Below are 11,133 nucleotides of genomic sequence, written 5' to 3'. Positions count from 1 at the left end.
AGCGGGTTGCGATAGCGCGAAACTGCTTGAGTTTATTGAAGAACCTCTCAACAAGGTTCCGTTCGCGGTAGAGAGAAAAATCGGTTTTCCGTCGTGTCGTTCTGTTGCGTTTTGGCGGGATGACCGGAGTAATCCCGCGCTGTATCAGCCGATCGATCAACCTGTCCGCGTCATACGCCTTGTCAGCGAGGAAAGCATCCGGGTCGATGTTTTCCAGAAGTGGTTCCGCCTGGGTGATATCGGCATCCTGTCCCGGCGTGATGCCGAGTTCCACCGGATTGCCCAGAGCGTCGCTGATGGCATGGATCTTTGTAGTCAACCCGCCTCGTGATCGTCCGATGGCCTGATCCGTGCCCCTTTTTTGAGAGCTCCGGCACTATGCTGATGCGCCCGGACAATTGTGCTGTCGATCATCATGTATTCGTTGTCGTGATCAGCGGCCAGATAACGAAATATCCGTTCGAGGACGCCGGTGCACGTTTTTCCAGTCCCCGAAACGGGCAGGAAGGTCGCGCCATGGAATGCCCACGCGATAGCGATACAGCACCGCCTCCACGAACAGACGGTTGTCCGCCGCAGTGCCGCCGACATAGCCTTCTCGACCGGGAAGAAGATCCTTTATCCGCTCCCACTGGTCATCGCGTAAACTATAGCGCCGCATCAGTCTGTCTCCCCCAAAAAACGGGAAAACAGTCAGCACACGCAGACACAAAGTACAACCCTCACGTGCCACACTCAGGGCTTAACTGACGACACGCCGTAAGCTTTGACCCCGGAAGTTTCCAGTTCACGCTGGTCCAGATTCGGAGAGCCGGTCAGTAGAGGTGCTGTCGGCGCAGGTGGTCCAGCAGTGGGCGGAACTTGCCCACACAACTGCAATACTGACCAGCTTTGAAGCATCCGTTGATCTGTACCGGGCAAATAGGCGGGGCATTCAATATCAATGCCCCGAAAACAGGAATCTGAAATAAGTTATGGATTAAGGAGGAAATGTTTAGGATCTGCCTGTTGCGGGACGGGATGAAACGGATCAGCCGCCACGCCGATCCATCTTTATGGGAGAACGCACCAGAAGAACGGACAGCAGTGCCGCACAGACCAGCGCTGCCGCACACATGTACCAGGCCATGTCGAAGCTGCCCGTATAGAATACGATGTATCCGGTTAGAATGGGGGCAAGTAATCCGAGGGAGTTGCTGCATGTGAGCGTGACACCCGTTATCGTGCCGATTTTCTGTCCGTCTTCCACCAGATCTGTCAGCAGTGCTGTATTGGCGCCATTGGCCGCAATCAGGCAGGCCAGAGAGACGGAAAGCACGACAAGGATCGGGGCCATGGTATGGAAATGGGGCAGCAGTCCGATTGTCGCGGCTCCGGCAAGGCAGGTCGCGACAATATAACGCCTGCGCGGCGGGTAGATGCCACGGCGGAAAACAACATGTTCAAATATCCGGCCAATGATGACCGCGCCGAATGCAGCGGCAAGATAGCATAAAGCTGTCCGTGTGCCGGTTCCGGTCGTATCGATGTGCAGTTCATGAATGAGATAGAGCGGCATCCATGACATGACCAGGAAGTTAAGGTAATTCTGGGTACACTGCACGGCAAGTATGCCGAGGAACGAAGATGACCGGAACAGGCTTCTTATTTCCGGGACCGAGACCGGTGCTCTGCGTGCTGTAACGGTTTTTTCTGTTGGATTGCGATAAACCAGCCACCATACAACGGCCCACAGGATGCCGATGCAGCCAAGGGCCATGAATTCGAAACGCCAGCCGAACAGGGTAATGAGGTAGGCCCCGGCAATCGTACCGCCTGCAAGGCCCAGCTGCATTCCCGTCAGCAGCACGGTCATGACGGAACCACGTTCCTTTGGCAGTGCCCAGTTACGGACGACCGTAGCCCCGACACCGAAGGTCGGAGCCTCACCCACGCCCAGAAGAACGCGGGTCAGCAGGAACTGGGAAATGTTCTGCACCATGCCGCCCAGCAGCATGGCAAATGACCACAGCCCTACGGCAAGGCTGCCGATAAGGCGGCCACCCACCATGTCCAGCACAATGGTTGAAGGCAGGTTGAGCAGGAAATACGACCACAGGAAACTGGATGAAACCCAGCCCATCTGCACGGGTGTCAGTGAAAACTCTTTTCCCATTGTCGGCAGCGCAATGGAAAGCGCTGCACGGTCACCATAGCTAATGACATACATGAGGAACACGAGGAAGAAGAACACATAGCGGGAAGGAATGGTATGCCTGCTTCGTGTGCCGATAGCGGATTCACCTGTTGTCACGCTGTAGGACTCCTGAAGAAGTACCGTGGATTCAAGAAAAAAGGCGACCAGTCATGGTGCAGGCCTGTGTGCCGTTACGGTTGCGTGCCCGAAGCCGTGTCCATCGTTCCGGCCACCACGGCGGGGCGTTTTGCGGGTCGGTCATGACGGAGCATCCAGACACCTGACCCGATGATCAGCAGCCCACCCAGCACCATGGCAGCGCCCGGCACCTCACCAAACCCGAACCATCCGATCAGTGCGGCCCAGAGCAGGCCCGAATAGGCAAAGGGACCGATGGCCGACACCTGAGCGGAGGCAAAGGCTTCCGTCTGCAACACCTGCGCAATGCCAGCAAAGGCTCCGACGGCGACAAGACATGCGGCAGCGGTCAGCGATGGTGTCGTCCAGATGAAGGGCAGGGGAAGTGCGGTCATGGCCGTCATCAGGATTGCCTGCCACAGGGCGATCGTGGTGCTGGCCTCCGTTGCGGAAAGCTGCCGGATCTGCATGGTCGTCAATGCGCCCACCGCGCCCTGGGCCAGGGCCACGGCATAGGCCCAGTTGGGCACGGATGTGGCGCTGCCATGCAGCAGCCCCTTGCCAAGGGCTACGACAATAACGCCCGAAAACCCGATTGAAACCGCAATCCAGCGCTGTAGCGACGGTCTTTCGTGCAGCAGCGGAATGGACAGCAGGACCAGAAACAGGGGCTGCGTATAGGAAAGCACCTGCTGTTCCGCCAGCGGCAGCCGCGTTACGGTGACCACCACCATGATCATGCTGATAAGTCCCACCACGGAGCGTAGCAGATGACCGCCGAAGTGATGGGTTTTCAGTACTATCGTGGTGCGCGCTGCTATCATGAGGACAAACGGCAGCGAAAACAGATTGCGGAAGAAGATGATTTCAAGGGCTGGCAGGTCTGATCCCGTCAGCTTCTGCAGGGCATTGAGGGCGGCTGTAAAAAAAGTCGCCGATGCAAGAAGTAACGCACCGCGTTTCAGGTCATGCTTCATTTTATTCGTACCTCGATGCACGACATGGTCGCGGATGCGCCGCATGCAGGATCAATAGTCGCAACAGCCCTTTTTATTTTCATGTTACGTTAACGTAACGCAGCATGCGCATTCCGGGTCATAGCAGTTTGTTTCGTCGTAATAAGGAATTCTTATGGGTGGAGGCCGGGATCAGTCCCTGATCTGGTGCGCCGGGGTCATGACGCCGCCACTGGCTTCGATTTCCGCCCGGATCGCGCGCGCAAGTTCCAGGGAGCCGGGCGTGTCGCTATGCACCAGAATGGACTGCGCCTTCACCGGCAGGCGTGCCCCGTCGATGGTCGTGACGGATGCATCTTCCAGAAACTGCCGCACGCGGGCGCGGACTGCATCAAGGTCGTGAATGACGGCGCCGGGTTGGCCGCGGGGGACCAGCGTGCCCGCTGTTGTATAGGCGCGATCGGCCAGAAACAGCGTCTGGGCGCGTAACCCGGCCTTTTCCGCCGCGCGTTCGGTCAGTTGGCCGGACATGCAAAAGACGGTCAGATCCCGATCCAGCGCCGCGATGGCGCGTGTAAGCCGCAATGCCAGACCTTCATCCGCATTGGCCATGTTGCCAAAGGCGGCATGGTAGCTGACATGAGTCACGCGATGGCCGTGGCGCGCGGCAATGCCCTGTAGCGCCCCGATCTGATAGGTCATCATGGCTTCCATATCCGCATCGGATACGGCCATTGCCCGTCGTCCAAATCCGATCAGGTCCGGCAGTCCGGGATGGGCGCCGATGCCAACCCCTTTTTCCTTCGCAAGCCGCACGGTGCGATCCATTATCGCATAGTCACCTGCATGAAAGCCGCAGGCGATGTTTGCCGATGTGACGGTATCCATCAGGCCGTCATCATCAGCTATGCGCCAGCGCCCGAAGCCTTCGCCCATATCGGAATTGAGATCGATCTTCATGCCTTGTCTCCGGGCTTGGCGCCATTGCGGCGCTGGGCGGATTTGCGATAGTGGGTCACCATCATGCGCAGGTTATCCAGATAGGACCGGATCGGCTCCATGGCGGCTACGCCCTGCTGATGGCTGCACTCATGGAAGCGGATGCGTGCGCCGATGCGCGCCTGCCCCAGTCGCCACAGGTCTGCTTCGATGACCGTGGCGATGCGGGGATATCCACCCGCCGTATTGGCATCGGCAAGCTGCACAATGGGTTCGCCCGCAGGCGGAACCTGCACGATGCCGGGAACAATACCGTATGAACGCAGTTCGATCGGGTGGTGCAACCGCAGCGCCTCACCGCTCAGGCGGTATCCGACGCGATTGCTCTGTGGCGTGATGCGCCACTCGGCCGTCCACAGCCGTTCATGGGATTCGGGTGTGAAAAGGGCATAATCGGTGGCGGGAATGGCGCGCAGGTTGATGACGCGCCCGTCGGAACTGTCCCCTACATCATCCATAATGGCGGAAGGAGGACAGGCACCATACCCGGATACGAGAGTACTATCGGCTGTGATCGTGAGCGTATCGCCCGCTTCAAGCGGCCGACCGTCCATCCCGCCAAATCCGCCTCGTAGCTGGGTGCTGCGTGATCCCAGCACCACGGGCACGTCAATCCCGCCGGCAACGCAGACATAACCGCGCGCGCCTTTTCGGGGCGGTCCAACCCGCACGACCTGACCCGCTGCCGCCGTTTCAACGGACCATGGCAGGACGGGGCGGCCATCCAGTGTGATATCCGCGTCAATACCCGTGACGGTAAAGCTGGTGGCGGTTTCGAACCGCAGGACGAACGGATAGGTCTGGAGTTCAATACAGGCATCGCCGGGCTGGTTTGCCAGCAGGATATTGCCGACCTGCAGCGCCACGGGGTCCATGACCCCGGATGAACCAACGCCAAGGTTGCGGTAGCCCGGTCGGCCCAGATCCTGCACCGTGTTCAGTGCTGATGTTTCAAGGATCGTAATCACAGTTCTATGCTTTCTGGATAAAAGCGGATGCGATCGCCGATCGCGAACAGGGCAGGGGGCGTGCGGTGCGGGTCGAACTGGCAGATTTCGGTATAGCCGATGGAATTCCAGCCATTCGGACCTGTCAGCGCGGAAATGCCCGCCTGCGCGCCGCCGATGGTAACCGTCCCGGCCAGCATCCTGAGTGATGGCACGGCCTTGCGCGGCGTGGCAATGCGTGGGTCCAGCCCATGCAGATAGCCAAAACCGGGCGCGCTGCCGATGGCGCATACCGTGTATTCGCTACCGTGATGGATGGAAATCACGTCCTGCGCGGATAGGCCGGCATGGGCTGCTACGGCAGCCAGATCTTCCCCCAGCGCGCCGCCATAGCGGACGCCGATTTCAAACAGGCGGCCTTCAATATGGCGCTCGGGCAATGTTTCCCACGCATGGCGCAGCCAGTCGGCCACCGCCTGTGGCTGTTCCGGCGGCTGGGAAAACACCAGCATGAGGTTGGTGACGCCGGGGATCAGTTCCTGCACGTCTGGCCGGGCTTGTGCCGCTTCCATCAGCGCCCATATCCGGCGCTGCTGCGCCATGGTGAATTCGCCGGGGGCTTCGAACAGCATGGCGCGCGTGCCAATCATGCTGATGGTGGGGGCAATGCCTGCACTGCGCTTGGTTTCGCGCGTTAAATCCGTGTTCAAAATACACAGTCCTTGGAACAGTGCTGCTCACACCTTGGGAAGGTACGACCGGGCGTTAAGACCACAACCGTAACGATAAAGGATTCGCGGCATCCGGGGCCTGCGCCGAAGTATGGTCGTTTCAGTAACGATATCCAGACCAATTATGGCTGTGAGGCTATCGGATAATCTTATAGGTCAAGGCGGTAATCGCTGGTATCGTATTATGTTATGGCGTAAGAACGAACTGCTCTTGGCGCCTGAATTGTGCCTCCGCTACCGTGAAATAATACTCAGCGCCCGATTTTTTCAGTATGGGTCGGGCCGTATTTTTTTCACTGTTGCAGGATCGGGTTTCATTACCATGAGCAATCAGCCGTATCGTACCGCTCTCGTCACAGGCGCATCCTCCGGTATTGGTGCCGCAATCGTCCGGCGGCTGAGCGAAGCCGGGATCGAGGTGCATGCCCTCGCGCGTGACGCGAAGCGGCTGGCGCAACTGGCGGAAGAGACCGGCTGCATTCCTCATGCCCTCAGCGTATCCGATGTGGCTGGTATCGAAGCCCTGATGAACGAGATCGAGGTCGATGTTCTGGTAAACAATGCCGGACAGTCGCGCACGGGTAACATCACCAATACCACGGTTGATGACATTGACGCGCTGGTGGATGTGAACCTGCGTGCCGTCCTGCAACTGACCCGTCTGGTCGTGCCGGGCATGATCGCGCGTGATCGCGGGCATATTGTCAATATCAGCTCGATTGCCGGTCATTATGCCTTCGCTGGGGGGAACACCGTCTATCATGCCACCAAGGCGGGCGTGCATTCGCTGTCGCAGCAGTTGCGCTGCGATCTGTATGGGCGTCATGTGCGTGTGACCGAGGTTTCGCCCGCCCGCGTGGAAACCGAAGTCTTTGGTCGCCTGATCGGTAATATGGAAGAAGCGAAGAAGCGTTTCTTCGATGAATATGAATCCCTGCTGCCGGAAGATATCGCCAATTCCGTGGCCTTTGCCGTTCTCGCCCCGCAGCGCATGAATGTGAGCTTCATGGAAGTGCTGCCGACCATGCAGGTCGTGGGTGGCCTGAACTTTGCCAAGAAGTCGGCAGACCCGGCGTAACGTCTGTGGACATCGCCCAGATCAAGCGCCTGATAGACCTTCTGGCCCATGCCCCCATCGCGGAGCTTGAAGCCGAGGAGGGGGGGCGGAAAATCCGCATTACCCGTGGTGCGGCGCAGCCGGTAACGGCTGCCGCCGTCCGCGCACCCGCAACACGACCGGTGGACGCAGGCGCGGGCGCATCACCCCGCCCACAGTCCGCACCCATGCCCGAACCGGTGCAGGAGCGGGGGATTGCTGCGCCGTCCTACGGTGTTCTTCACCTCTCCCCCGCACCGGGCGCACCGCCTTATGTAACGGTGGGGCAGGAGGTGAAACCCGGTCAGGAAGTCGGACTGGTGGAGGCCATGAAGGTGTTCAACGCGGTCAAATCGACACAGGCCGGCCAGATTGCCGCGATCCTTGTCGAAGACGGTACGGAAGTGGAGGCAGGGACCCCCCTGTTTCGTCTGGCATGAATGATATTCCGCGTTTCAAACGGGTCCTGATCGCCAATCGTGGCGAAATCGCCCTTCGTATCCAGCGCGCATGCCGCCAGCTCGGGCTTGAAACGGTCGCGGTCCATTCGGATGCCGATGCGGAAAGCCGCCATGTGCGTGAGGCTGATATCGCCCTGTGCATTGGTCCCGCATCTGCCGCGCGCAGCTATCTTGACCCCGACGGGCTTCTGCTGGCTGCGCGGATGACGGGGGCCACGGCCATTCATCCCGGTTACGGCTTCCTGTCGGAAAATGCCGATTTTGCCGATGCCGTCGAAGCGGCTGGCCTGACCTTCATTGGCCCGACCGGCGCATCCATACGGATGATGGGCGACAAGATCACGGCCAAGCGCGCCATGCGTGATGCCGGTGTGCCATGCGTGCCGGGTTCGGATGGACCGCTGCCTGCTTCCATGGAGGAAGTACACGCGGTTGCGCGTGAGGTCGGGTTCCCGGTCATCGTCAAGGCTTCGGGCGGTGGCGGTGGGCGCGGCATGCGCGTTGTGACGGATGCTGCCGACCTGACCCAGGCGGTCACGCTGACGGCCAAGGAAGCCCAGCAGGCATTTGGCAACCCGACCCTGTATCTGGAGCGCTTCATGCAGAAGCCGCGCCATATCGAGATACAGGTCCTGTGCGACACGCACGGGACGGCGCTCTGGCTGGGTGCGCGTGACTGTTCGCTTCAGCGCCGTCACCAGAAGGTGCTGGAAGAAGCGCCCCCGCCGGGCATAGCGCCCGATGTCATTGCCGAAATTGGCGAACGCTGTGCCCAGGCATGCCGCCGGATCGGTTATCGTGGGGCCGGTACGTTCGAGTTCCTGTATGAAGATGGCGTTTTTGCGTTTATCGAAATGAATACCCGCGTGCAGGTCGAACATCCGATTACGGAGGAGACGACGGGTATCGATATCGTGGCGGCCCAGCTTCGCATCGCGCAGGGCGAAGCGCTGTCGATCCGGCAGGAAGATATCCAGCAGCGTGGCCACGCCATCGAATGCAGGCTGAATGCCGAGGACCCGTTCACCTTCATCCCGTCGCCCGGCACCATTACGCGCTGGGATCTGCCCGGTGGTCCCGGCGTGCGGGTCGATACGCATGTTGTCAGCGGCTATACGGTGCCGCCTTATTATGACTCGCTGATTGGCAAGGTCATAAGCCATGGTGGATCGCGTGACGAGGCCATTGCGCGGCTGCGGGTGGCGCTGGCGGAAATGCGGGTGGAAGGCGTATCGACCAATATCGCCCTGCATCAGGATCTGCTGGCCGATCCACATTTTCACGAAGGCGGGGTGGATATTCACTACCTTGAACGGTGGCTTGCGGAAAGGACGGCATCATGAGCAATCCTTCAGAACTGCTTCCTGACTTCAATACTCTCCCGGAACCCGAAGAAATCAGCCAGATTGCGACGTGGCTGTCCGAGGCCGGTCTGGAATCCCTGGAACTGTCCAATGATACGGGAACAAGGCTGCGTATCAGGGTAGCTCAGGCTGCCGCCGACACTGCTGAAATTTCATCCGTTCCTGCGTACGCAGCCGAACCCGTAGCAGGAGTGGGCACGGTCGCGGTCAGCGCACCGTATTTTGGCCACCTCTGTCTTGACCGTCCGATGGGTGACGGAGCCTTCGCCCCGGTGGGGAGCATGGTAAGGCAGGATGATGTTGTTGCCCTGCTGACACTGGATACCCTGCAGGTTCCCGTCAGGGCGCCCGTGGATGGCGAGGTTGTGGAAATTGTGGCCACGCCCGGTGCATTGCTGGGCTATGGCACGGAAATCATGACAATCCGCCCCAGTTAAAGACAGACCGGTGCAGGGCTTTCTCGCCCTGTGTCTGGAAGTAGATAAAGAAAAGCCGGGGCTGCCATGATGGTGGCCCCGGCTTTCTGTTTTCCTGATCGGTGTTTGGGCGACACCGATCAGGAAAATTGCTGGAATGAAAAGGAAGTTCTGTCGCTGCCCTTTCGAAAAAAAAGCAGCGACAGGCTATTTTGAATGCCTTCTTACTTCAGGCCCGATACGAACGCGGCGATCCGGCGGCAGCCTTCGCGCAGCGTTGCGGTATCTGTTGCATAGGAGATGCGGAAGAAGGGGCTCATGCCGTATGCGGCACCCTGAACCGACGCCACCTGCTGTTCTTCCAGCAGCGCCATGACAAAATCGGTATCGTTACCGATATGGCGCCCTTCGGCGGAGGTCTTGCCGATGCATGCGCTGATGTCCGGATAGACGTAGAACGCACCCTGCGGGGTGTGGCACTGGATGCCGGGAATGGCGTTAAGCAGGCTGACAACAAGATCACGGCGTGCCTGATATTCTGCCGCACGCTCCCTGAGGAAATCCTGCGGGCCTTCAAGGGCCGCGACGGCGGCCGCCTGCGCAATGGTGTTGATGCCGCTGGTGGATTGACCCTGCATGTTGTTCATGGCTGCGATCAGGTTACGCGGCCCACCGCAGAAACCGACGCGCCAGCCGGTCATGGCATAGCTTTTGGAAACGCCGTTGACCGTCAGCACACGGTCCTTCAGGCGTGGTTCAACTTCGGCCAGCGTGCAGAACTGGAAGTCATCGTAGATGAGATGTTCGTAAATATCGTCCGTCAGGATCCAGACATGGGGGTGCTTGAGCAGAACGGCGGCAATTTCTTCCATGTCCTTGCGCGGGCAGCAGGCCCCGGTCGGGTTGCTGGGGAAGTTCAGCACCAGCCACTTGGTTCTGGGCGTGATGGCTGCATCCAGATCCGCTGCCGACAGCTTGAAGTTATTGGCGGCAAGGCAAGGTACCTGCACGATACTGGCCCCGCCCAGACGGGCGATATCGGCATAGCTGATCCAGTAAGGGGTGGGCAGCACCACCTCATCGCCCGGATTGATGGTCGCCATCATCGCGTCATAAATGATCTGCTTCGCGCCATTGGCCACCAGAATTTCATCCAGTGCGTAATCAAGATGATTTTCGCGCTGGAATTTGCCCTGAACAGCCCGCTTCAGGGCTGGCTTGCCATCCTGCGGCGGGTATTTGGTATCGCCACCACGCGCCGCCGCAATGGCGGCGTCCACTACATGGGTCGGGGTCGGGAAATCCGGCTCCCCCGACGACAGGCTGACAATTTTCAGCCCCTCCGCCTTAAGGGCGGTGGCCTTGTCCGTCATGGCGGCAGAGGCCGAAATCCCTATTCCATTCAGTCGATCTGCAAAGCCAGGCATTAACCATCTCTCCAATCAGCATATGTAAGAAGGCAGGCGTGTATATTGGGACACACCGTAAATCGTTTCGACTGCCATTAGATACCGCCGAAAATTGTCTGGCCCCATATAACAATCCTATGGGGTCACGGTGCATCGGCCACCATAGGCTTCCGGGACGAAGGAGAGTGGCGCACAACCATGCCGATGGTGCCATTCCGTTACGTCAGCCAGTATCGTTCTGGCATTATTTTAGCCCCGGATAGACTGAAATGACCGATATGCTTCCTGATACGGCGAACCCTGCCGATCTTCCGTAAGCATCCGGCGGGAGACGCGGGCGTATTCAGGCGGCGATGGTATTGTGGACCTGCTGGTGGGCTTTCCAGTGCCAGGGCAGGAGTTCATGGAGGCGTGGATTGGGGATGTCATTGATCCGTGCC

At 59.3% G+C, this 11,133-nt stretch carries 10 protein-coding genes and 1 pseudogene; 4 read left to right on the top strand and 7 right to left on the bottom strand.

All coding sequences use genetic code 11. The features are described from left to right. The 6 genes and pseudogenes from ACBR42_RS16295 to pxpB form a co-directional block, all read right to left on the bottom strand. Positions 1-661 (bottom strand): annotated as a pseudogene (locus ACBR42_RS16295) (IS5 family transposase); the annotation flags it as partial. A gap of 369 nt (positions 662-1,030) precedes the next feature. Next, positions 1,031-2,209 carry an MFS transporter gene (locus ACBR42_RS16290; RefSeq protein WP_243705381.1) on the bottom strand — a complete coding sequence of 393 codons (1,179 nt, stop codon included), beginning with the start codon at positions 2,207-2,209 and terminating at the stop codon, positions 1,031-1,033. Between the two features lie 158 nt (positions 2,210-2,367). After that, positions 2,368-3,291, bottom strand: a complete 924-nt coding sequence (locus ACBR42_RS16285; protein WP_102324803.1) for a DMT family transporter — start codon at positions 3,289-3,291, stop codon at positions 2,368-2,370. Between the two features lie 171 nt (positions 3,292-3,462). After that, positions 3,463-4,230 carry a LamB/YcsF family protein gene (locus ACBR42_RS16280; protein WP_102324407.1) on the bottom strand — a complete coding sequence of 256 codons (768 nt, stop codon included), beginning with the start codon at positions 4,228-4,230 and terminating at the stop codon, positions 3,463-3,465. Then, positions 4,227-5,237 carry a biotin-dependent carboxyltransferase family protein gene (locus ACBR42_RS16275; RefSeq protein ID WP_118962347.1) on the bottom strand — a complete coding sequence of 337 codons (1,011 nt, stop codon included), beginning with the start codon at positions 5,235-5,237 and terminating at the stop codon, positions 4,227-4,229. The genes ACBR42_RS16280 and ACBR42_RS16275 overlap by 4 nt, the downstream gene beginning before the upstream one ends. Next, entirely contained in the window at positions 5,234-5,866 is a 633-nt protein-coding gene (gene pxpB / locus ACBR42_RS16270) for a 5-oxoprolinase subunit PxpB (RefSeq protein ID WP_110547256.1), read from the bottom strand. Before pxpB ends, ACBR42_RS16275 begins: the two co-directional genes overlap by 4 nt. 403 nt (positions 5,867-6,269) lie before the next feature. On the opposite strand from pxpB, the gene ACBR42_RS16265 reads away from it, so the two are divergent. The 4 genes from ACBR42_RS16265 to ACBR42_RS16250 are packed head-to-tail and all read left to right on the top strand — an operon-like array spanning position 6,270 to position 9,305. Beyond that, positions 6,270-7,025 (top strand): SDR family oxidoreductase, encoded by a 756-nt coding sequence (locus tag ACBR42_RS16265; RefSeq protein WP_102324405.1) that lies wholly within the window; start codon positions 6,270-6,272, stop codon positions 7,023-7,025. Between the two features lie 5 nt (positions 7,026-7,030). Continuing rightward, positions 7,031-7,483 (top strand): acetyl-CoA carboxylase biotin carboxyl carrier protein subunit, encoded by a 453-nt coding sequence (locus tag ACBR42_RS16260; RefSeq protein ID WP_371208719.1) that lies wholly within the window; start codon positions 7,031-7,033, stop codon positions 7,481-7,483. Then, entirely contained in the window at positions 7,480-8,847 is a 1,368-nt protein-coding gene (accC, locus tag ACBR42_RS16255; RefSeq protein WP_371208718.1) for an acetyl-CoA carboxylase biotin carboxylase subunit, read from the top strand. Before ACBR42_RS16260 ends, accC begins: the two co-directional genes overlap by 4 nt. Beyond that, positions 8,844-9,305 (top strand): acetyl-CoA carboxylase biotin carboxyl carrier protein subunit, encoded by a 462-nt coding sequence (locus ACBR42_RS16250; protein ID WP_371208717.1) that lies wholly within the window; start codon positions 8,844-8,846, stop codon positions 9,303-9,305. Before accC ends, ACBR42_RS16250 begins: the two co-directional genes overlap by 4 nt. Positions 9,306-9,508: 203 nt before the next feature. On the opposite strand, the gene ACBR42_RS16245 is transcribed toward ACBR42_RS16250, so the two are convergent. Beyond that, positions 9,509-10,711, bottom strand: a complete 1,203-nt coding sequence (locus ACBR42_RS16245; RefSeq protein WP_118962343.1) for a pyridoxal phosphate-dependent aminotransferase — start codon at positions 10,709-10,711, stop codon at positions 9,509-9,511. Positions 10,712-11,133: the final 422 nt, after the last annotated feature.

The organism is Komagataeibacter sp. SM21, from assembly GCF_041402665.1.
GTDB lineage: Bacteria > Pseudomonadota > Alphaproteobacteria > Acetobacterales > Acetobacteraceae > Komagataeibacter > Komagataeibacter saccharivorans.
This window is presented reverse-complemented; position numbering and strand designations above follow the sequence as displayed.

Coding starts and splice junctions, on each gene's coding strand:
- ACBR42_RS16290 (WP_243705381.1), bottom strand. CDS start 2,209: ATGTATGTCATTAGCTATGGTGACCGTGCAGCGCTTTCCATTGCGCTG.
- ACBR42_RS16285 (WP_102324803.1), bottom strand. CDS start 3,291: ATGAAGCATGACCTGAAACGCGGTGCGTTACTTCTTGCATCGGCGACT.
- ACBR42_RS16280 (WP_102324407.1), bottom strand. CDS start 4,230: ATGAAGATCGATCTCAATTCCGATATGGGCGAAGGCTTCGGGCGCTGG.
- pxpB (WP_110547256.1), bottom strand. CDS start 5,866: ATGATTGGCACGCGCGCCATGCTGTTCGAAGCCCCCGGCGAATTCACC.
- ACBR42_RS16265 (WP_102324405.1), top strand. CDS start 6,270: ATGAGCAATCAGCCGTATCGTACCGCTCTCGTCACAGGCGCATCCTCC.
- accC (WP_371208718.1), top strand. CDS start 7,480: ATGAATGATATTCCGCGTTTCAAACGGGTCCTGATCGCCAATCGTGGC.
- ACBR42_RS16250 (WP_371208717.1), top strand. CDS start 8,844: ATGAGCAATCCTTCAGAACTGCTTCCTGACTTCAATACTCTCCCGGAA.
- ACBR42_RS16245 (WP_118962343.1), bottom strand. CDS start 10,711: ATGCCTGGCTTTGCAGATCGACTGAATGGAATAGGGATTTCGGCCTCT.